This is a genomic window from Mesorhizobium sp. M0048 (assembly GCF_040323405.1).
Lineage (GTDB): Bacteria > Pseudomonadota > Alphaproteobacteria > Rhizobiales > Rhizobiaceae > Mesorhizobium.
This window is the reverse complement of sequence record NZ_JAMYUV010000021.1, coordinates 25,591-45,988: the sequence shown is the minus strand read 5'-3', so window position 1 is coordinate 45,988 and position 20,398 is coordinate 25,591. Positions and strand designations below refer to the sequence as shown.

General features: G+C 62.4%; 23 protein-coding genes, 1 tRNA gene and 1 pseudogene. 5 read left to right on the top strand and 20 right to left on the bottom strand.

The genetic code is table 11. The annotated features are described in order from the left end of the window. Nucleotides 1-4: 4 nt before the first annotated feature. The 6 genes from kce to NKJ84_RS18500 all read right to left on the bottom strand — a co-directional run bounded on the left by kce (nt 5) and on the right by NKJ84_RS18500 (nt 7,549). Nucleotides 5-967, bottom strand: coding sequence for a 3,5-dioxohexanoate:acetyl-CoA acetone transferase (gene kce, locus NKJ84_RS18525; RefSeq protein ID WP_352507637.1), 963 nt, complete (start codon nt 965-967; stop codon nt 5-7). After that, entirely contained in the window at nt 964-1,911 is a 948-nt protein-coding gene (locus NKJ84_RS18520) for a 3-hydroxyacyl-CoA dehydrogenase (RefSeq protein WP_352507636.1), read from the bottom strand. Before NKJ84_RS18520 ends, kce begins: the two co-directional genes overlap by 4 nt. Before the next feature lie 10 nt (nt 1,912-1,921). Next, nucleotides 1,922-2,728, bottom strand: a complete 807-nt coding sequence (locus NKJ84_RS18515; RefSeq protein WP_352507635.1) for an SDR family oxidoreductase — start codon at nt 2,726-2,728, stop codon at nt 1,922-1,924. Between the two features lie 16 nt (nt 2,729-2,744). After that, nucleotides 2,745-4,814, bottom strand: coding sequence for an ABC transporter permease (locus tag NKJ84_RS18510; RefSeq protein WP_352507634.1), 2,070 nt, complete (start codon nt 4,812-4,814; stop codon nt 2,745-2,747). After that, complete coding sequence (locus NKJ84_RS18505; RefSeq protein WP_502904027.1) at nt 4,811-6,349, bottom strand: sugar ABC transporter ATP-binding protein; 1,539 nt, start codon at nt 6,347-6,349, stop codon at nt 4,811-4,813. Before NKJ84_RS18505 ends, NKJ84_RS18510 begins: the two co-directional genes overlap by 4 nt. 72 nt (nt 6,350-6,421) lie before the next feature. Further along, nucleotides 6,422-7,549 (bottom strand): sugar ABC transporter substrate-binding protein, encoded by a 1,128-nt coding sequence (locus tag NKJ84_RS18500; protein ID WP_352507633.1) that lies wholly within the window; start codon nt 7,547-7,549, stop codon nt 6,422-6,424. A gap of 231 nt (nt 7,550-7,780) precedes the next feature. On the opposite strand from NKJ84_RS18500, the gene NKJ84_RS18495 reads away from it, so the two are divergent. Further along, nucleotides 7,781-8,461 (top strand): GntR family transcriptional regulator, encoded by a 681-nt coding sequence (locus NKJ84_RS18495; protein WP_352507631.1) that lies wholly within the window; start codon nt 7,781-7,783, stop codon nt 8,459-8,461. Nucleotides 8,462-8,556: 95 nt separating this feature from the next. Here the strand turns inward: NKJ84_RS18495 and NKJ84_RS18490 are convergent, their stop codons facing one another. The 5 genes from NKJ84_RS18490 to NKJ84_RS33260 all read right to left on the bottom strand — a co-directional run bounded on the left by NKJ84_RS18490 (nt 8,557) and on the right by NKJ84_RS33260 (nt 10,396). Further along, the gene (locus NKJ84_RS18490; protein WP_352507630.1) at nt 8,557-8,793 is read right to left on the bottom strand and encodes a type II toxin-antitoxin system Phd/YefM family antitoxin; all 237 of its coding nucleotides are present in this window, start codon (nt 8,791-8,793) and stop codon (nt 8,557-8,559) included. A gap of 106 nt (nt 8,794-8,899) precedes the next feature. Continuing rightward, nucleotides 8,900-9,076: a hypothetical protein gene (locus NKJ84_RS18485; RefSeq protein ID WP_352507677.1), complete on the bottom strand. Its 177-nt coding sequence runs from the start codon at nt 9,074-9,076 to the stop codon at nt 8,900-8,902. Nucleotides 9,077-9,324: 248 nt separating this feature from the next. Next, entirely contained in the window at nt 9,325-9,690 is a 366-nt protein-coding gene (locus NKJ84_RS18480) for a type II toxin-antitoxin system VapC family toxin (RefSeq protein WP_352507629.1), read from the bottom strand. Further along, nucleotides 9,684-9,899: a ribbon-helix-helix protein, CopG family gene (locus tag NKJ84_RS18475; RefSeq protein WP_352507627.1), complete on the bottom strand. Its 216-nt coding sequence runs from the start codon at nt 9,897-9,899 to the stop codon at nt 9,684-9,686. The genes NKJ84_RS18480 and NKJ84_RS18475 overlap by 7 nt, the downstream gene beginning before the upstream one ends. A 92-nt stretch (nt 9,900-9,991) precedes the next feature. Continuing rightward, nucleotides 9,992-10,396: a helix-turn-helix transcriptional regulator gene (locus NKJ84_RS33260; RefSeq protein ID WP_502904029.1), complete on the bottom strand. Its 405-nt coding sequence runs from the start codon at nt 10,394-10,396 to the stop codon at nt 9,992-9,994. A 66-nt stretch (nt 10,397-10,462) separates the two neighbouring features. Here NKJ84_RS33260 and NKJ84_RS18465 point away from each other — a divergent pair, with 66 nt between their 5' ends. After that, nucleotides 10,463-10,705 carry a hypothetical protein gene (locus NKJ84_RS18465; RefSeq protein ID WP_352507625.1) on the top strand — a complete coding sequence of 81 codons (243 nt, stop codon included), beginning with the start codon at nt 10,463-10,465 and terminating at the stop codon, nt 10,703-10,705. Between the two features lie 144 nt (nt 10,706-10,849). Here the strand turns inward: NKJ84_RS18465 and NKJ84_RS18460 are convergent, their stop codons facing one another. Further along, nucleotides 10,850-11,038: a hypothetical protein gene (locus tag NKJ84_RS18460; RefSeq protein WP_352507624.1), complete on the bottom strand. Its 189-nt coding sequence runs from the start codon at nt 11,036-11,038 to the stop codon at nt 10,850-10,852. 506 nt (nt 11,039-11,544) lie between these two features. Then, nucleotides 11,545-11,844: a DUF1236 domain-containing protein gene (locus tag NKJ84_RS18455; protein ID WP_352480134.1), complete on the bottom strand. Its 300-nt coding sequence runs from the start codon at nt 11,842-11,844 to the stop codon at nt 11,545-11,547. A gap of 939 nt (nt 11,845-12,783) precedes the next feature. Between NKJ84_RS18455 and NKJ84_RS18450 the strand changes: the two genes are divergently transcribed. Then, entirely contained in the window at nt 12,784-13,209 is a 426-nt protein-coding gene (locus NKJ84_RS18450; RefSeq protein WP_352480135.1) for a YidB family protein, read from the top strand. Between the two features lie 379 nt (nt 13,210-13,588). On the opposite strand, the gene NKJ84_RS18445 is transcribed toward NKJ84_RS18450, so the two are convergent. After that, on the bottom strand, nt 13,589-13,753 hold the full coding sequence (locus NKJ84_RS18445) for a hypothetical protein (protein WP_352507623.1): 165 nt from the start codon (nt 13,751-13,753) through the stop codon (nt 13,589-13,591). 342 nt (nt 13,754-14,095) lie between these two features. Next, complete coding sequence (locus NKJ84_RS18440) at nt 14,096-14,266, bottom strand: hypothetical protein (protein WP_352507622.1); 171 nt, start codon at nt 14,264-14,266, stop codon at nt 14,096-14,098. 347 nt (nt 14,267-14,613) lie between these two features. Between NKJ84_RS18440 and NKJ84_RS18435 the strand changes: the two genes are divergently transcribed. Both NKJ84_RS18435 and NKJ84_RS18430 read left to right on the top strand, forming a co-directional pair. Further along, nucleotides 14,614-14,868 (top strand): type II toxin-antitoxin system VapB family antitoxin, encoded by a 255-nt coding sequence (locus tag NKJ84_RS18435; RefSeq protein ID WP_352507621.1) that lies wholly within the window; start codon nt 14,614-14,616, stop codon nt 14,866-14,868. A gap of 454 nt (nt 14,869-15,322) precedes the next feature. Beyond that, nucleotides 15,323-15,619 (top strand): SOS response-associated peptidase family protein, encoded by a 297-nt coding sequence (locus NKJ84_RS18430; protein WP_352507619.1) that lies wholly within the window; start codon nt 15,323-15,325, stop codon nt 15,617-15,619. A 55-nt stretch (nt 15,620-15,674) separates the two neighbouring features. On the opposite strand, the gene NKJ84_RS18425 is transcribed toward NKJ84_RS18430, so the two are convergent. From NKJ84_RS18425 to selA, 5 genes and pseudogenes are all read right to left on the bottom strand, one after another. After that, nucleotides 15,675-15,983 (bottom strand): hypothetical protein, encoded by a 309-nt coding sequence (locus tag NKJ84_RS18425; protein ID WP_352507617.1) that lies wholly within the window; start codon nt 15,981-15,983, stop codon nt 15,675-15,677. A gap of 162 nt (nt 15,984-16,145) precedes the next feature. Continuing rightward, nucleotides 16,146-16,241: transfer RNA gene (locus NKJ84_RS18420), tRNA-Sec, on the bottom strand. Nucleotides 16,242-16,364: 123 nt separating this feature from the next. Beyond that, nucleotides 16,365-18,200 (bottom strand): annotated as a pseudogene (gene selB / locus NKJ84_RS18415) (selenocysteine-specific translation elongation factor); the annotation flags it as partial. Continuing rightward, nucleotides 18,197-18,988 carry a tetratricopeptide repeat protein gene (locus NKJ84_RS18410; protein WP_352507616.1) on the bottom strand — a complete coding sequence of 264 codons (792 nt, stop codon included), beginning with the start codon at nt 18,986-18,988 and terminating at the stop codon, nt 18,197-18,199. The pseudogene selB and the gene NKJ84_RS18410, both read right to left, overlap by 4 nt. Beyond that, complete coding sequence (gene selA / locus NKJ84_RS18405) at nt 18,975-20,396, bottom strand: L-seryl-tRNA(Sec) selenium transferase (RefSeq protein WP_352507614.1); 1,422 nt, start codon at nt 20,394-20,396, stop codon at nt 18,975-18,977. Before selA ends, NKJ84_RS18410 begins: the two co-directional genes overlap by 14 nt. Nucleotides 20,397-20,398 lie beyond the last annotated feature (2 nt).

The window sequence follows — 20,398 nt, the reverse complement described above, 5'->3', positions numbered from 1 at the left end:
CGAGTCAGAACGCGACCTTGTCGCCGCCTTTCAATGACAGGATTTCGCGGGCCTCGTCGGGCGTCGCCACTTCCATGCCGAGACCTTCGATGATCTTGCGGGCGAGCACCACCTGCTCAGCGTTCGACTTGGCAAGCTTGCCCTTGCCGGCCCAAAGACTGTCTTCAAGCCCGACGCGGATGTTGCCGCCAAGCGCTGCCGATTGTGCCGCGATGCGCAACTGGCTGGCGCCCGCCCCCAGCACCGACCAGCGGAACTGATCACCGAACAGGCGATCGGCGGTGCGCTTCATATGGGCGACGTCTTCGGGGTGCGTACCGATGCCGCCGAGCAGGCCGAACACGGACTGCACGAAGAACGGTGGTTTCACCAGCCCGCGATCTGCGAAATGGGAGAGGTTATAGAGATGGGCAATGTCGTAGCACTCGAACTCGAAGCGCGTGCCGTTGTCGTAACAGGTCTCCAGTATGTACTCGATGTCTTTGAACGAGTTGCGGAAGACCAGGTCACGCGTCGCTTCCAGGTGCGGCCTTTCCCAGTCGAACTTGAATGTTTCGTATTTGGCTACGAGGTGATAGAGCCCGAAATTGATCGATCCCATGTTGAGCGAGGCGACTTCCGGCTTGAACTGCGCAGCGGGGCGTACACGTTCCTCGACCTTCATGTAGGGACTGCCGCCGGTGGTGATGTTGATGGCGGCATTGGTGCCTTGCTTGACGCGCGGCAGGAAACGCGCGAACGCCTCCGGCGTCTGGTCGGGCTTGCCGGTCTCAGGGTCGCGGGCATGCAGATGCAGGATCGCCGCACCGGCCTCGGCCGCCGCAATCGCCTCCGAGGCGATCTGGTCTGGCGTGATTGGCAGATAAGGCGACATGGTCGGTGTATGGATTGCCCCCGTCACCGCACAGGTGATGATGACCTTGCCCTTGGCTTGCTGGGCGCCGGGCTTGCGGCTTGTTTCCGTCATCGTCCAAACTCCTGATCCGATTTTTTCTTGTGCGCAGCCAGCGCCATCAGTCGGCGGTCGCGCCAGACCTGCCGCTCGCCGAGTTCTTCCCGCGGCAGCCGGTTGCGGCGCTCGGCCTCGACCGTCTCCATGACCTCGCCGGCCCAGTCGACCCGACGCAGCGTCTGCGGGAAGATGTTGGAATAGATCGTCTGGTAGCGCTCTACATAGTCGCGCACGCCACCAGGCGCGTTGAGGTCGATCGTTTCGAACGGACCCATGAACGACCAGCGCAGCGCCAGCCCCTCGCGCAGGCCCGTGTCGACGTCCTCGACGCTGGCATAGCCGTCGGCGACGAGCCGGAACGCCTCCTCCAACAGCGCACCCTGCAAGCGGTTCATGATGAAGCCGTCGAGTTCGCGCTTCATCACCAGCGGCGCATGGCCCGCCTCGACAAGAAAGGCGCGGGTCCTTTCCACCGTTTCGGCGGAGGTCCATGGCGCCGGCACGACTTCCGCTGCCGGGATGAGATAGGGCGGATTGATCGGGTGCACGACGAGGCAGCGATGGCGCCCCTGAAGATGATCGCTGAATTTCGACGGCAACAGCGCCGAGGTGGAACTGGCGAGCACCGCCTGCGGACCGGCAAGGGCGTCGATCCGGGAGAACACTTCCCGCTTCACCTCGAGGTTTTCCGGCGTGTTCTCCTGGACGTGGACGGCATCGGCCAAGGCCACGCCAAGCTCCGCCACGATGGTGATGCGGCCAAGCACGGCATCGACCGCCTGTCCCCGCAGCAAATCGTTGGCGGCAAGGTCGCCGAGCACGCCGGCGATATAGTCGCGCGCACCGCTGGCCGCGGCGGGCGCCTGGTCCCACATGCGCACATCATGGCCTGCACGAGCGAAGCTGATCGCCCACGCTCGCCCGATGAAGCCGCTTCCGACAATTGCTACCTTCGCCATGATCTCCCCCTCAGAGTGTCTCGACGTTGCCGTCGACGCCGAGCGACTGGCCGGAAATGTTGATGCCCGCATCGGAAAGCAGGAAGGCCACCATCGCCGCGACATCGTATGGGCTGGTCATGCGGCGCAGCGAGATGTTCTGCAGATAGCGTTGTGTCATCTCCTCGTTTGAAACGCCGAGCTGCTTTGCCCGGTCGGCAATGACCTTGTCGATGCGCGGCCCTTCGATGATGCCGGGCAAGATGGCATTGACCCTGATCCCATGCGGTCCGAGTTCCTTTGCAAGACTCTGGGTCAGGCCGACAACGCCGAACTTGGCAGCCGAGTACGGGGTTCGGAACGCGTAGCCATGGCGGCCGGCGGCCGAAGACATCGAGACTATCGAGCCGCCGCCCGCCGCCCTGATCAGCGGCACGGCACGGCGCGCGCACAGGAACTGGCCGGTCAGGCAGATATTTATGCAGCGCCGCCAGTCTGCCGGATCGATCTCATCCACGCCGCCGGTCGGCCCGGCAATACCGGCATTGTTGATCAGCGCATCGAGCCCGCCGAGCTTCTCCTTGACCGTCTCGAACAGCCCGTCGACATCGTCGTCGCGCGAAACGTCGGCCTTGACCGCGGCGGCAAGGGCAATCCTTTTCTGAGCGGACGCCAGTGCCTCGTCCGAAATATCGCAGATCACGACACGCGCGCCTAGCCGCGACAGTGTCTCTGCAATGGCAAAGCCGATGCCGCCGGCGCCCGCCGTGACCAGCACGCGCTGGCCTTTGAGCCCGGTCAGGAATTCGTCCGCCGATGCCGGTGCGCTTGAGCTCATTGTTCCATCCCTTTCACTAAATCCGCCTTTCACGCAGCGCCATGACGGCACCGAGCACCACCAGCCCGAACAGGATCGCCCGCGTCGCATATGGCAGCGTCGTGCCGGCGAGCAGCATCTGCAACGCGGTCAGGAGCAGCACCCCGCCCAGCATGCCGAGATAATGGCCGCGCCCGCCGGTGATCAGCGCACCGCCGACCACGACTACGGCGATGGAGGGCAGCAGATAATCGTCGCCCATGCCGAGGCTGGCCTGGCCGGAAAAGCCGGTCAGCATGATGCCGACCAGCGCCGCGCAGACTGCCGACAGCACATAGACGAGGATGAGCGTGCGACCGACCGCTATGCCGGAGAGCTGGGCTGCGCGCAGGCTGTTGCCGATGCCGTAGACGCGGCGGCCGAAAGCGGTGCGGCCGAGCAGCAGCACCGCAAAGACGACGAAGGCGATCATGAACAGCACCACCGGCGTAATGGCGAATACCTTGCCGGTCATGAACCAGCGCAGCATCGGCGAGGAGAAGCCGGCCGGCGTGCCTTGCGAGTAGAGCAAAGCGAAACCTTGCAGAATGCCGTTGGTGGCCAGCGTCATAACAATTGGCGAGATGCCGAGAAAAACGATACCGATGCCGTTGGCGAGACCGATCAGGCAAGCGACAGCGAGCACCGCCGGCAGCGCATAGGCAAGTGCAGCGTCGGATCCGTTGACCATACCGGCAAGCAGGATGCCCGACAGGCCGATCATCCACGGCACTGACAGGTCAAGTCCGCCGGTAAGAATCACGCTGCCTTGCCCGAGCGCCAGGATGGCAAGGAAGCTCGACAGCACGAACAGCGAATTCCAGTAGCCAAAATTGACGATGGCGCGTCCGAGCCAGATCTGGGTGACGATCACGACAATGGCAAGACAGACATAGGCCGGCAGCGCATAGCGCAGCGTCTCGGCGTTACGGGCATGGAAGGCCGGCTGCGGCGCCTGCTGCCCGCCGGCGCTGCCCCGCGCAATTCGCAGTCGCCGGTCGGTGCGATCGATCTGTGAGGGCAGCATTCCGGCCCGCCACGCGGCGAGCCGCGCCCGCAGCGCACGCAGTTGACGGGCAAGCACGGAGCCATGCGACAGCGAGCCGGCAAGCACGGCAAGGATCAGGATCGTGCCTTCGGCAATCGTCGAATAGTAGGCCGAGACGTTGAGCACGAGCAGGATATTGACGACCATCATCAGGATGTAGGCGCCGAAGACAGTGCCGACGGGCCCACCTTGACCGCCGCCCAGCCTTGTACCGCCGACGACGACCGCCGCGAACATCGACAGCAACAACGGGTTGCCGACCAGCGGATCGCCGCTGCCGGTCTGGGCGCTGATGAAAACGCCGGCAAGCCCATAGCAGCCGCCGGCAATGACATAGACCAGGAAGCGTACGAGAACGACCCGCACGCCGACCGAGGCGGCTGCGTCCGGATCGCTGCCGACGGCATAAAGCGCCGTCCCGAAGCGTGTGCCTTTGAGCCAGAACCAGCCGAGCAGGACCACGCCGATGACCACCAGCGGCATCGGTAGCCAGCCGGCGATAGCATCACCGAGATAGAAGGCGCCAAGATCGGGCGAGACGAAGCCGCCGGGCTTGTCCATGACCAGCAGCGTTACCCCCTGCAGGATGAACATGGTCGACAGCGTGACGACGATAGGCTGCATGCGCAGGACGGCAATGAAGAAGCCGTTGAAGGCGCCGACCAGCATGCCGACCCCAATTCCGGCCAAAGTCCACAGCGCAACACTGGTGCCGGTCGCCATCGGATCCATGCCGTTTGCCAGGACGACATTGACCAGCGAGATCACCGCGCCGGCGGACAGGTCGAAACCGCCGGACAGGATGACGAGGGTCTGGCCGATCGCCGCCAATGCGGAAGTGGCGCCGCCGCTCGACAGGAACGAAATGTCGAAATAGGTGAGCCGCCCGGCACTGACCAGATCGACGATCAGCAGGAGCAGGGCAAAGACGATCGCGGCGATGATGGCGCCGTGATGCCGCGCGAGGAGCCGCGCCAATGTCGCGGTCGGTGCCGCGGCGGCCGAGCTCGTCACACTCATTGCGCCGCCTCCCGGACCACGTCCCGGTGGCCAAGCGCCGGCCGCATGATCGCGCCTTCGGTGATCTCGTCGCCGGCAAGCTCAGCCACCAGATGGCCGTCATAGAGGACGAGCACCCGGTCGCATTGATGGACCAGCTCGGGAATTTCGGTTGAATGCAGAAGGATCGAGCCGCCGGCCGCCACATAGTCGCGCATCATCACGTAGAGCTCGTGCTTGGTCCCCACGTCAATGCCCCGGGTCGGATCGAAAAGCAGCAGGATCCGGCTTTCGGCGACGAGCCATTTGGCAATGGCTATCTTTTGCTGGTTGCCGCCCGAGAAGGCCCCTGCCCTCGTCCACAAGGCACTGCGGTCGACCTCCACGGTCGAGAAGGCGGACTGTACGGCCTTTGCCTCCTCGTCTGTTCTGATCAGGCCATAACGGGTGAAGCGCGCGACGACCGGCAGCGATGCATTCTGCCGGCCCGAGAGTTTCAGGAACAGGCCTTCGGTTTTGCGGTCCTCCGGCACCAGCCCGATTGCCATATTGGGCTTGAGCGCATCCGCGGGCGAGCCGAGCCACACTTGGCGCCCGTCGACTAGGATGTGGCCGCGCTCGATCTCGGCCATGCCGAAACAGGCGAGGAACAGGTCGAGCTGACCCATGCCCTGCAATCCGGCAACGCCGAGGATCTCGCCCTTGCGCAGGTCGAAATCGATGCCGTCGAGCTTCCTCCCGGCTTTGAGATCGCGCACGCCGAGCACCGGCGGACCAAAGGCGGCCTCGCTTTCTGGTTTCGGCGGGAAGGTCTGGGCGATGCTGCGGCCGATGATCTTTTCGATCACCTCACCATCCGACACGTCGGCAACCGGCGCGGTCAAGATGTGGTGGCCGTTCCTGAGAATGGTCAGCGTGTCGCAGAAAGCCCGCACCTCGCGCATGCGATGGGTGATGAATACGACCGTGGTACCGGCCGCTTTCAACCGCGCGATGATCCCGCCAAGCCACTCGACATCGCCACCCGACAGCGTCGAGGTCGGCTCGTCGAGCAGAAGGATGCGCGGCTTGCGATAGAGCGCGCGCGCGATTTCGATCTTCTGGCGGATGGCGAGATCGAGAGTCGCTACCTCGGCATCGAGATCGACCGTAAACCCCAGATCGGAGATGTGCTTGCGGACTGCCCTACGCGCGCTCAACCGCCTTATCAGGCCGACTGGGCCAACGGGCGCGTAAGGCAGCAACATGTTGTCGAGAACGCTGAGATCGCGTACCAGGGTCATTTCCTGGAAGGCTGTCTGGACGCCTTTGGCATGCGCGGCCCGCGGCGAACCGAGTGGCGCCGGTTCGCCTGACAGGGTGATTTGCCCGTCGTCGGGCCGCACCAGCCCCGACAGCAGCTTGACGAGCGTGGACTTGCCCGCACCGTTCTCGCCAAGCAAGGCATGCACGCTGCCGGAAGCGATCTCGAAGGAAACGCCATCAAGGGCGACTGTTGCGCCAAACGCCTTGCGGACGCCCTCTATGCCGACAGCTGTCGAATGCGCTGACATCATGATCCCAGTCCCGGCCTGCATGAAAGGTGCGTGGAGTGCCTCGAAAGCACTCCACGCCCACTTTCGGAGTGCCTACTCCTCGGGCTGACCTACAAGGGCGGCTGCGAGACCGATTTCAGGTGTCTGATCGGAGAAGATCGAGGCGAACCAGCCTGGGTTCGAGACCAGCGACGGTTTGAACGCGTTGCAACCAGCCTTCATCTCCGCCCAGGTGCCCTCGTCGCAAAGCTTTATCGTCTCGTTGGTGACGACCGGCAGCGGCAGGATCGTCTTCTTGGCAACGTCCTTGCCTTCAAGTGCTTCGACCGCAAGCTTGAGAGCGAGCGCCCCGGAATAAGGCGGCGAGGCGTAGGAAATGCGCGACGCGCCGAGCGGCGCATAGGGAGACGTCGCGCCCTCGACCTCCGTGCCCTCCGGCAGCATCTGGATACGCCCGCCATTGGAACCCTCGCCGGCGCAAGGCAGGAGTTCGCTGCTCTTCTTGCCGGCCTCGAGCTGCATTGAATTGGCGGTGAAGCAGCCGACCTGCATCCATAGGCCGTTGATGTCGTCCCAGCTGCGCGTCGCCAATATCTTGGAAAGTTCGGTACGCGCCACCGCCTGGCTCCACATGCCGACAGCCTCGCCGACGATCTTGATGTCGGGGTGCTTGGCAAACACCTCCTTCGCGGCCTTGGTGCGCAGATCATCGACCGAGGTGCCGGGAACGCCGGTCACCGCGATGATGTTGCCCTTGCCATTGAGCTTCTTGACCAGCCACTCCGCCGTTACGCGGCCAGCCTCCTCCTGGTCGATATGGACATTGTAGGCGCAAGGCTCCGTGATCTCGGCATCATAAGCAAACACCTTCACGCCCTTATCGCAGGCGTTCTTCACCACCTGGTTGAGGGCTGTTGGCGAAATCGGGAAGATCACGATGGCTTCGGCGCCGGCCTGAACCATGGCATTGATCTGCTGGATCTGGCGCTGTGCGTTCGGCCCCGCCACCTGGACCTGAAGGTCTACCTTGTCGACCATGCTCTTGTGCGATGCCATTGCCTTGACCATGTTGGCGGCCTCGGCCTGCCAATCATTGCCGATGAAGCTCATGCTGAGAAATATCTTGTGCTTTCCGGCCGCTTCGGCGCCGGACATCCCAAAAGCGCAAACAGCCATGCCGGCAAGCAGCGCAAGCCGCCGGGCTTTCGATCCGATACCCATTCGAAACTCCTCCCAGTTCAGACGACCGAATGCCTCCCAAGGGCACGAAACGTACGCCTTGTCATTCGATGCGGCTGACCGTATCATGATTTGATCAAAGATCAATGATGAAATGGCTGAGAGGCAAAGCTGGAGACGCGGGCGCTTGACGCGGCAATTCGAACCTTGCATTCCCAGCAAAAGCGCCGGGTATGACGAGAGCGTCGCCCGAATGGGGGAAGGTTGGCAGAAATGGCTGGGGCGGCATTCAGGAAGCCGGGCGTTGAAATCACCCCACTGTCCAGGGAAACTCTGCAGGACAGGGTCTACCGGCACGTTACCGAGTTGATCCTCGATGGCAGTATCGTTCCAGGTGAAATGGTGACGGTGCAGAGCCTTGCCGACGCTTTTGGCGTCAGCCCGATGCCGGTTCGGGAGGCACTGCGGCGTCTGAGCGCTGCCAACGCATTGATGGTGGTGTCGGGCCGTTCGATCGGTATCCCGGCATTAAGCCGCGCGCGACTCATCGATCTCAGGAACGTCAGGTTTGAGATCGAGGCGATCGCCGCCGCATGGGCCGCAGAACGCATTGACGATCACGGCGTGATGCTGCTGGGCCAGCATCTGGAGGCACTCGAGCAGGCCAATGCCGCCGGAGACGTAAAATCCTATCTCAGGGCCAATTACGCTTTTCACTTTTCCATCTACCGGGCCGCGGGCTCGGAAAACATGCTCAGCATCGTCGAGAACCTGTGGCTGCAGATCAGCCCCTATTTCAACATGCTGCACGATTCTGGAAACTATTCGACCGCCAACCAGCACCATCAGCAGATGTTTGCAGCTCTGCGAGACCGCAATGCGGAAGCGGTTCGGGCGGCGGTTCGCGCCGACATTGACGCGGCTTTCGCAGTGCTGATCAAACTGCTGAAGTAACATTCCTCGAAGTCGCGCCGGTTGCGGCGGCGAGCCGCCGCTAGGCACGAATATGTCTATCTGCATGTAGCGCCCGCCCGTCTGCTTCCCTGAGATCAGGAAGATGAAGACTCCGGCTCCATTTCAGAGGCTTCGAGCGCGGCGACCTCGTCCGCGCCGAGCTCTGCTGTCAGCTCGACCCGCCGGTCGCGCTTCAACAGCCGGACAAAATCCTCGTAGGCCAGCAGCACGGTGTGCGGGCGACCGTTCTTGGTGACCGGGTCGTGCACCGCGGCATCCTGATAGGCGCCGAAATTTTTCAAGACGGCGGCGGTGGTGACGGTGGTGGTCATCCGCGAGACTCCTTTGTTCCGGAATATACGGGCTTTCCGCTAGTGTCGGGCGCCCGCCAGAGGGAAACGAGGCAGTAACAGGGCAACCTCCAAAAACCCCAGAATGCTAAATCGTCGCTACACAGGCCCAACCCTCGACGCGCGCGATTCCGTGCTGCCCTTCGACCGCCGCCATTTTCTGGCCCTCGGACAGGGTGACGATCGTCACCCCTGCGAAACTCAGGCGCCGGAAGACACCTGCCACGTCCTGATCGCGACTGATGCGATCCAGCGCCTCCGACAGAACCAGGTCGAAACGGCCCGCCTGAGCATCGGCAAGAACCGACTGAATACCGGAGCGGATAAGGATGTTCCCGAGATGGCCCGGTCGGATTAGTTCTCTACTCGGCCCCCTCGCGCGGTGCGCTCACAACACTGGCGCAACTGGTCCTCGATGGAGGACGTCGCGCTGGTTGTCGGAGGAATAACGGGCGTAAAAGGCAATACGGGTCATGGGGCTGGCTCTCTCGTCACGGGCCGGGGGCGCGTTCGCTACAGGGTGTATGGTTCGCGTATCCCCGGATCGTCAGGTGGAAAGTCTTTGGTATTGCGGGTCACAAGCAAGCGTCCGGCGGTCTGCGATGTAGCCCAGATCACGGCGTCGGGCAGCTTGATGCGATGTGCTCGCCGCAGCGCTACTGCACGGTTGGCGATCTCGTCGTCCAGAGCGATGACTTTGAAGCCTTCGAGGAAAAGCCGGGTCGGCTCGACGAGATCGGCGTTTGCGCCCACCATCACTTCCATCCAGGTGATGATACTGACGGCACGGCTTTCGAAGCGCTCGATTTCCTCGCGGGCCTGGGGGACGGCGTTCAGATAGTCGATGAGGATATTGGTATCGAAAAGCGCGCCTACCATTCGCGGCGCACTTTCTCCTGATAAACCAGCCCATCAACCTTGCGCTTACCCCACAGGCCGAAGCCATCCTCGACCTGTTCGCGATGATGGCGGTCGAGATAATCGTCTATTGCCGCCCGGATCAGGGCCGCGCGGGATTGGCGCGCCCGTTTGGCAAGACTGTCGAGGGCTTCAACCTGGGCATCGTTCATGTCGATAAGGGCTCGCATCGCACACTCCAGTGATATGCCTTATACATATCATATGCTGCGATGCAGCGGAAGGGAAAAGATCGTCTCGAGCATGTCTCGAGGCTGTCTCTTTACTCCCTGGCGGCCTCGTCTTCCATGGTCGGGGTGTTCAGAGGTTTGTTGTCGTTCGTTGCCGTGCGCGCGGCAAAATCCTCACGCGCCATGCGGCGGCCGATGATGTGCGCAAGCTGGAGGCCACGTCGTTGACCTTTCGCAGCGCCTCGGGATCCGGGGCCGTCGCGTCGCCATGACCATTGGCCCGCTCTTTCTCTACCGGTGCGTTTCCGCTCACCGGTCACAGCCGGCTTCTCCCTCTGGCCCCACCTGACCGGATCGGCAACCCACCCGTTGATATCGGATTCCCGCCATCCTGCGCCGTTGACGCTGATCCTGAACTGGGCCGGGAACGTCCCCTCGGCGATCTTTGCGGTAGATTGTGGATCGTGACAGGCGGTGCGAGCAAGGACGGTGTTCAGGCGGCAACGCCAACCCTATCTCAGGGCCAATTAACTTCTCGATATAGGGCCGCCGGCTCGGAATACATGCTCAACATTATCGAGAACCTGTGGCTGCAGATCAGCTCCTATTCCAACAGGCTGCACGGTTCTGGAAACTATTCGAGCGCTAACCAGCACGATCAGCAGAGGTTTGCGCTCCGACACCGCGAAGCGAAGGCGGTCAGGGCTGCGGTTCGCGTTGGCATCGACACGGCTTTCACAGTTTTGATCATATTGCTGTCGGTGTTCGGGATGGACGCCCCACCTAGAACCACCAGCTCGGTGTAGGTCTGGGCCTAGCGAGCTGCTGACTACCAGGCGCGGCCGGCTCTACACGCACATGGCTGGCGCGCTCGATCTCGGCAGCCCGGATAAGACGGTTCGCGATTTCACCGATGTTCAAGGCGCGCCTTTTCCTGGCTGTTCTGTTCCTCACCACCGTCCGTGCGGTTGATTGTCACCATGCACGTGATCAGGGTATTCCGGGCCGTGTTCAATGACGTTATGAAGCTCGGAAATCTCTTCTAGAAAATGCTCGATCGCAACGGGGCCGTTCTGGTGGGCGGAGACTAGAGCCGCTTTCCAGCGCTTGTCACCATGAAGCGTTACGACGTTACTCATGCCGAGTGTCTCCTGGGTCACCAACAAATCCCGCTGGATGCCGCGGGCCAAATGCCTTGACCACCGCTCATATGGTACGCGTCGAGTGCAAACCTCAGTGGGACGACGCCGCGAAGACTCTTGGCAATCGTTCGGGCAGCCACCCCATATATCGCCGGTCGCCCGCGCTCAATTTTCGCCGAGCAAGCTCGCACCAGCCTCAGGCGGCGGATCGCGGCCGACAACGGGACGTAGAAGGAAACGCCAAGGTCAAGCCGCAGATCGCCATTGCCGCGCGATGATGCGCCCAGCTGATCTCTTCAACAATCGATCCGGTGGCAGCACGGGGGCCAACTCGTGGGACGGGCAATCGAACTCGCCTCCTGAGGATGCGTTCACTTGTTCTATGGACCCACGGGTGCATGAAGGCGAGGCGTTTGCAAAGGCGATGATCGAAACTGTGGAGCGGCTGACCCGGACTATTGACGATTGCCACCGCTATCCGGGCCAGCGCTCCCAAGATCAGCTCAGTCGTAGACCTTGATGATCTTGCGCGTGCTCGGATCCACCAGAACGGTCCGGTTGTCGACGATCACATAACGGTATTTGACGTTTGGCACTTCATGAAGCTCGACTGTATCGGGCAGAGGCGAGCCGATGTTGAGCTCCACCCCAGGAATTTTCACCGAAGCGAGCGGCTGCTTCTTGACGTATTCCTTGATGACGGTTTCCTGCTGCGGTTCGATGATCACGTCCTGGGCGGCAGCGGCACCAATGCCGGCCAACAACAGAAATCCCGCCGCTGCGGTGGAAAGATGCATTCTCATAGCCGTCTCCTTGTTGAGATTTTGCCGGGACGCAGCTTCATCGCGCCAAGCTCACCTCAACGCGAGCCAACCAACGAACGTTCCTCGAACGGGCTTAAACCACTAGACCGTAGGACTTAAGTCTGGCCTGGCCGCGCAATGGTCCGGTGCGCAGGACGCGGCGGGAACCAGCCCTCGCCATTGCCTGTTGGTAGCGTCATCTCCGGGAGGAGATTTGGCGCATAAAAAGTCCCTTCATGCGCTGACGGGGTCCGCCGGCCATTGCTGGATTTGGCAAGCGGACCCTTAGTTCCCAAGAGGCCCCGGATCATCTCTGAGCCTAGCAGCGAAACGTTTCGCCGCGAAGAAACGCGAAAAACCGCCACCTGTAGGGAACTACCCCAGAAGCATTGCAGCGCCGATTCCATAGCGAACCAGAACTGCGGCCCGCGCGACCCAAATCCCGGATCCGCCAACAACGCCATTTCACTGCGAAGCTGCTCCATCGCGTGGTTCCAAGTGGTTTCAGCCCTCAGCCGCTGCTCCCGGAGCCGAGCGGTCTTTGCGTCTCGTGCCGTGCGCTCGTCGTCGACCAGCGCCCGTGCGGCATCTGACGTACGCTCTGTCGTGTCTTTGCTTCTCGATGGCCAAGCGGCGCTCTCCTATGCGGGGCCCGATCGGGGGGATAGTGCTACTTATCGAACCATCGCCGCAGGCGGATGTTCACCAACGCAACAAAAAGTCCGCCGACCGAAGCCGACAGGCCAGGTGTGACCGACAGCCGATCACGATTGCTATGTAGCTGGAGGACAAAGTTCCAACACGCGAAAAGCCCGAAAGTCTCCGCAGATGTTAATATACAGCAGGTTCGGGGCTAGCCCGGAATTCCCGGTGGGAGGCCGAACCGTGGAACCTTTCAAAAGCGCATGGCTTTTGCTTTCTTGTGGAAGGAGATGCGAAATGAGCCTTGACATAGGAAAGGTCGCCATAGCGTTGCTGGGCCTGCTTGCCTACAAGAACAGGGACAAGATCGGCGAGTTGATCGCTGGCAGGAAATCGACCGATCCCAACGCTAGCGCTGGTCCCCCAGGCGGCCTCGGCGACATCCTGGACCGCCTCAGAAATGTGGGTGCGGGCGACGAAGTTGATTCGTGGGTAAGCAAAGGATCAAACCGGCCCGTTCAGCGCGAACAGGTTGAGAAGGCAATCGACCCGCAAACATTGGACGATCTTGCCGAGCAAACAGGATTGTCCCACGACGAGCTTATCGACCGGCTCACAAGAGAACTCCCCGACGCAGTGGACAAGCTTACGCCCGAGGGTCAGTTGCCAGCGAGCAAAGGTCCAAATCTCCTGGACGAGGTCCCAAGGACTGGTCGTACTTAGCGCCACCTCGCCACCGACAACTACGTCATCCCGGGTCGCTTTTCGATCGCAACCACGCCGTGCGGAAATTGTTGCGAATTTGGTCCTTAAATGGCGGCCCCTTGGCGAAGGAGAAAGTGGTCATCCGACCAGCCAGTCGCAGGATACCACCCCTTACCGGGCGGAAGAGGGCACCGCGACGGAAATGACAAACCCGCCGAGCGCGAGGCGCGGCGGGCGGTCACGCGTCGCACCAAGCTGGGCGGGGGGCTTGGGGTACGCCTGGTGCGAGCAGACGATAGGCTATTAGCAAGCCGACAGATCGTAGTCTACCACCGTCGATGGAGAAGTCGGTCGCCCACGTTCGATGACCGCCTTTGTCGATTATCAACGACGCGGCTCACCCATCCGCCTTTTTGGAGGGGTCTTGGTGATCTTTCCACCAGATGACGTACATTGATCCGATCCTGACCACCGGCACGCGACGCTCCCGCTCGCGGACGCGCAGCTCGCGATAGCTCTTCACCTTCAGCGTGCCCCCAGGCAGCCTGATGCGTAACGCCATGACCAATATCCTTAATGGCGGCAATCTACGCGCCTTTTGTGACGGAAGAGCAACCCAAGTTTGCTAATTGGCCGATTCTGCATTCGTGGACGCTATGATGCAGCCGCGAGATCGTGCCGTTGCTGACATTGTAGCGGCTGGCGACCTGCTCCTCACCTCCCTGTGGTGGAACGAAGGGCAGCCCTCGCGCGAGCCGAAATCCAGCCACTGCCGCGCATCAGGCTGTTCGCAACCTCGTTGCCGCACCGCCCGCCTCTGGAAATGCGGTATTTCGAGGTGTCCAAGCGATACGATGCGGTTGCCACTCAGGCGCAACCATCGAAACAGTTTCTTGAGGCTGCCTCAAAGCGAGAAACTGGTAAGATTGTAGACGCGACTGTAGGTTGCCTTCTTGGGGTTCGTCAGCCAGCCATACCCTTGCGGCGCGTTCAAGCCCATCTGCGTTTTACGATCTTCCTGACCGACGTGCGAGCAGCAAAGCTCTTCTTGAGGCTCGGCCTGCGCATTGTTCATGGGGGATGGTTGTTCGATGGTGCAATATCTGCAAGCTCTGCTCATACGCGCTCGCCGTCAGCGTCACAGCCTGTCGTCAGTGGCGGACCGCGAAGACCTTCGGGCCGATCGAGGTTGACGACACGACCTATCCAATGCGATGCGAAAAATGCCCGCGACAAGATACGGTCGTCATCAGCTGCGAACATCCTTCGGCCGAGCAACGGCAGGTAATGACGGTGCGCCGGCTGAAACGAATTTACTATGTCCGCAGCGTCGAATAGTACGCCGCCCCGCCGCCGTAGCGACCAAGCATTGAAAAAAGCTACACAATAGCGTGATGATGGATACGCTATTGGGCTACACATATGACCTTGAACATCCGAAACGATGAAGCTGACAAATTGGCGCGGGAGCTTGCCCGCCTCGACCGCACCAATATCACCGAAGCGGTGATATCCGCTCTCCGTGAGACAATCCGAAACCGGATGCAAAAGGAGCGGCCGCGCGAGACTGCACAGAAGATTCTGGCAAAACATGGCCTGTCATTCCAACCTGATCGAAAGCCGGTCCCACAAGAAGCCTATCACGACCTGGATCATGATCTGCAGGGCGACGAATAGTGTTCGTGGATGCCTGTGCCATCGTGTCGATGATAGCTGGCGAGGACACGGCCGATAGCTATGAAGCCGCCTTGCTGGGAGCGCCTCCCCCTTCACATCGACGCTCGCCGCGTGGGAGGCGATTATTGGTCTATCCCGGCCGGACCAGCTGAATTGCCCGTATAGGGCCGCCGAGGCCGTCGTGGTCGAATGGCTGGAAGCCAGAAGAATCGCGCTTCGCGAGCCAGGATCGCCGCTGCGGGTACTGTCCTATGCCGTCGCGATTGCCGAAAAACACGAAATTGGCAAACGCTACCTCAGCAATTTCGATTGCTTTGACTATCCTATGCCAAGACGATGCGTACGCCGCTGCTGACGCTCGACGGGCTCTTGCGCGAACCGACGCGAAGACCTTGCCACAAAGCACAACGGCCCTTTCCGCGGATAGCCGGAACGCGCCCCCATAGAGCGCTGTGTGTATGCCATTGCGATGAAGTCGGGCGAGCCGTTCGCCTTGGCGGCGCTCTGGGAGAATTGGCGCGACCCCGCTATCGGCGACAACATCCGCTTCACGGTGCTGACCTGCGAGCCGAATTCGCCCATGGCGACGTTCCACAACCGTGTGCCGGTCATACTGGAGCCCGAAGACTACATGATCTGGCAGACGGCCCCCAAACGGACCAGTCATGGGACTGAACGCCTTCCGATATCCGCGCCCAAAGCAGCTGCTTGCGGCGGTGGCCGAGGCGCCGGTTACCGCAGCTTTCGGTAAAAAGCGACGTTGCGCTCTCTGCTTTCGCATCCGGGTATGCCGAAAAGTCCGTCGGTCAAAAGTCGACCAGCGGCGTGTCAACGATCTGGTGCTCGAATAGCAGCCAGAACGGCGATCCCCGGGATTCGGAGAACCAGTGCTCAAAAATCGCAAGGGCCTCGCCGATATTGGTGGCGGGTTCGACGTCGGGCAACTTCCCGGCCTGGAACAACGCAAGCGCAACGGGGCCAAAATGCGTGATCGCTTCCGTGCGCGCCTCGCTGTCCGCATTCCAGCCGAGCCGCAAGCGCAGGACGGCCAAAGCGCTGGCCACGGCGATCTCCTCACTTTCGGCCGAGGCCACGGCGTCGGAGATATCCTGCATGAGGTTGAGCCGCCTGAAGGCGAAAGCGCGCTCCTGCTCCAGAACCGCGATCTGATTGGCCGCTTGTCGCCTGAAGCTTGCCTCGGTTGTCCTGGCGGTCTCAGCCGCCGTTTTCAGGTCATTCAGAAAGGAAGCCGTCGGGTTCATCTTGGCTCACTAGGATGGCGGAAGAGAGTGGGAGTCGAACCCACCAGAGACCGACTCGCGGCCCCTCCCGGATTTGAAGTCCGGACGCCCCACCGGGGACGATGCTCCTCCAGAAATTTGCGCCATCGGCGGCTCACCCTCGCCTGTCAGGCGGAACAGGTCCAGCCTGCGCCTGTTCAGACGGCGCAAGTCTCCCCGCCGCAGCGTCACGCCGTGCCGATCGAGAAATTCGAGGATATGGATGGCGACCTTGCGTCCGCTGCCCACGCGATCGCGAAATTGAGCAGCGGTGAACTGCCCTGTAGGCATCGACGCAGCAAGGTCGCGCGCGATCTCGACGATCTGCGCCAATGCCTCGAGCTGGAAGAAATGGTCATGAGCGACCTCGTGGACCTTCCCCATGCGGCCGGCAAGCTTCAGAAGCCGCCGGATTTCGGTCTCCGGCGAGCCCAGCACCTTGGCAATATCCCACACCCTCGGCGGATGGAATCGTTCGGGTCCGCCAATGAGAGGCTGGATCTGCAGCCAGAGATTTTCATCCTTTGCCGTCAGGTGCGCCTCATGACCGGGTAGTCGCACCCAAGCGCCGTCCAAGGCAACTTCTCCAGCGTGCGAAAGGCTCCGCAGAACTGCTATGAAAGAGGAGGCCGGCAGACGTGGATCAAGCCCGATACGCAGTCTCTCCATTCCTACGCCGGGCAAATCCGGATTGTCGGCATGGAAGGTCACCAGGGTCGCGGCCAAGTCGCGCTTAAATCGCAACCAGCGCTCCGGCGACAGCACGAGAAGCATTTCTCCGACGGTAAAACGGACAAGCCCGAGTTGATCGATCAGGCCTTTCGTCTCGCAGTCACTAAGCGCCCTGTCGCGCGCAAAAGCCTTCAGGTCGAAATAGTGGGGCGGCGCATCAAGGAGTGCGGCGGCGGCCAGTTCGGGCGCCAATAGCGCGTGGGCATCGAGTTGGATCAGCCGTTCCGGCGCGCGGCGTTTGCGGCTGGGCGCCCGCAGATCGAGAAAATGTCCGCCGCCGATGGTTCGCTGCGCCGAGGTGTCGCGCACCACGTAAACGTCGCCGGCAGCGGCCGCGATCGGACTATCCAGCACCAATTGAACATTGGCCGTGCCGCCAGGCCCGATCGGTTCGTCTCCGAGGAGTACGATGCGTGCCCCGACCTCCGTCGCGGCATGGTGGAGCCGCACCGGAAACCATTGGCCGATCGGCTTGCGTTCACCCGGCAGAACGCGAAGGCTTGCATCGATCCGGTCCGACGGCGCGTGAAGCTCCGGATCGACAATAACGTCGCCGCGCCGGATCGCGTCCTTGAAAACCCTTTCGCCGGTCAGATTGAGCGCGCAGCGGTCTCCCGCCCGACCACGTTCGGCCGGCCGGTTCTGGGCGTGGATCGATCGAACCCGCGCAAGCAATCCTGACGGGCTTACGACCACGTTGTCCCCAACACCGAGAGAACCCGAAAGCACGGTGCCCGTCACGACGGTGCCCACGCCGCGCAGCGTGAACGAGCGGTCCACCGCTAATCGAAAACGGCCCGAAACTGCACGCCGGGCAAGATGCGACGCCTCCTCGAACAAAAGATACCTGAGTTCATCGATACCTTCGCCGGTAACGACCGAGACGGGAATCAGGTGGGCCTCGGCAAGCATCGTCCCGGCAAGCACCGAGCGGATATCGTTCGTCACCGCAGTGCGGCGCTCGGGACCGGCCAGATCGCATTTCGTGAGCAGGACGGCGCCGCGCTTGACACCGAGCAGATCGACGATGGCGAGATGCTCCCGAGTTTGCGGCATGACGCCGTCATCGGCGGCCACCACCAGCAACACGAAGTCGATGCCGCTGGCGCCGGCGAGCATCGTGTGTACGAAACGCTCGTGCCCGGGAACATCGACGAAACCGATGCTATCCCCACCCGGCACCGGCAAATAGGCGAAGCCGAGATCGATCGTCATGCCGCGTGTCTTTTCCTCCTGCAAACGATCGGTGTCGATACCGGTCAGCGCATACACCAGCGCAGTTTTGCCATGGTCGACATGTCCCGCCGTGCCAACGATCATGATGATGCGGCCTCCGGCCACGGCGCGGCGGCGCGACGCTCGGCCTCGGCGGCATCGCCCGCGCTCAATTCGGCCCGCACCGCAGCCAGATAGCGGCCGGCAAGGGCGCTGCCGCCTGCCTGGGCACGCAGGAGCCAAACCAGCGCCTCGACCGCGTCAGCCGGCACGCCCGTGCCAAGATGGCAGGCGGCACCGAGCATTGCCTGCCCTTCCGCGTCTCCTCGCATGGCAGCACGGCGCCACCAGCGGACAGCCTCGTGGGGATCGCGCGGCACGCCGAGCGCATTGTGATAAAGCATGCCGATCCGGGTCATCGCGGATGCGATGCCTTGATCGGCCGCGGCAAGCGCCCAGCGTCGCGCCTCGCCGACATCGGGAAGCATCACTTCGCCCTCCAGCAGCATCCAGCTCAGCATATCCTGCGCCGGTCCGTCGCCAGTTTCCGCTGCGGCCCGATAGAGCTCGGCCGCCCGGCGAAAGTCCTGCTCGACGCCTTCGCCGCGGAAATAAAGCGACGCCAGATTCCTTTGCCCGACAGGATCCCCTGCCTCGACGGCAAGCGCCAGCCAGCGAAAGGCCATTTCCGCATCACGCTCGACGCCGAGCCCTTCGGCGAAGCAGGCGCCGATATTGTTCTGAGCGCGGGCAACGCCCCGGTGAGCCAGCGGCTCCCATATGGAGAGAGCCACGGCATGATCGCCTCGCCGCGCGGCTTGGAGAGCCTCGGTCATTCGTGCGGCCACAGGCGTCTCGGCTGGGCGGCGCGCAAGGCGATCAAGCCAGCGCATCGGTTCCTCCCGGATTTAAGCCGGCAAGATTGGCGATGAAGTTCGCCTCGTCTTCCAGACAGCGCAAATCGAGCACGAGCGCCTGGTTTTCGATGCGCCCGATCACGGGGACGCCCAGCCCACGCAGCGCAGCCGCAAGCGCTTCGAGCGCCCGGCCGCTCCCTGAGCGCGGCTTGAGTGCAAGCCCGGCGCTTGGCACAGTTTCGAGCGGCAGCGCGCCGGATCCGACTTGGCTCCGGCACTCCACCGTGTCGACCGCAAAGGCTTCGCCCACGGCGTCAGCAACCAGGGGAGCAAGGCGCTTTGCCTGCGCTGCAATCTCCCTCACCGAGCGCGAGAGCAGCCTTAGCGTCGGCAGGCGCTCGGCCAGGCGGTCTGGGTCGCGGTAGAGCTTCAACGTCGCTTCGAGCGCGGCCAAACGAAGCTTGTCGACCCTGAGCGCCCGCTTCATCGGGTTGCGGCGGATCGCTGCGAGCAGGTCCCTGCAGCCGACGATGAAACCCGCCTGCGGACCGCCGAGCAGCTTGTCGCCGGAGAATGTGACGAGATCGGCGCCGTCGGCGACCGCCTCGCGCACGGTCGGCTCGCGCCGAAGGCCGTAGCGGGCTAGATCGACCAGCGTGCCCGAACCGAGATCATGGACCAGCGGTATTCCATGCACCTTGGCGATTGAAGCGAGCTCGGGTGCCCGGATCTCGGCCGTGAATCCTTCGACCCGGTAGTTCGATGTGTGCACCTTGAGGATGAGCCCGGTCTCCGGGCCGATCGCCGCGACATAGTCTTTGCGATGCGTGCGGTTGGTGGTGCCGACCTCGACAAGCCTGGCGCCGGCGCGCGTCATGATCTCGGGCATCCGGAAAGAGCCGCCGATCTCGATCAACTCGCCCCGCGAAACGATCGCTTCGCGACCGAGCGCCAGCGTGTTGAGGACGAGAAGGACGGCAGCCGCGTTGTTGTTGACGACGGTTGCATCCTCGGCTCCGGTCAGCTCGCAAACGAGCGATCGAAGATGATCGTCCCGTTCGCCGCGCCCGCCGTTCTCGACATCGAATTCGAGAGCCACCGCTTCGCGCATCGCCAGCCGAACAGCCTCGACCGCCTCCTTCGCAAGGAGGGCACGGCCGAGATTGGTATGCAGCACCGTTCCGGTCAGGTTGAAAACGGGGCGCAGGGAAGGGCGTTCGCCATCCCTGAGCTGCAAGAGTGCGTCGCCGGCAAGATCGTTTGCCGCCGGCACGATCGCTCCGGCATTGCGGGAGGCCATTCGCGCATCGGCGACGGCTCGGCGAATGGCCTCCGTCGCGGCCTGCCGTCCGAAGCGCTCGATTGCGGCCGCCGCCAGCGGGGTCCTCAGCACTTGGTCGACCGACGGAAGATTGCGCAAAGGGTTTGCGGATGAAGCGGTCATCG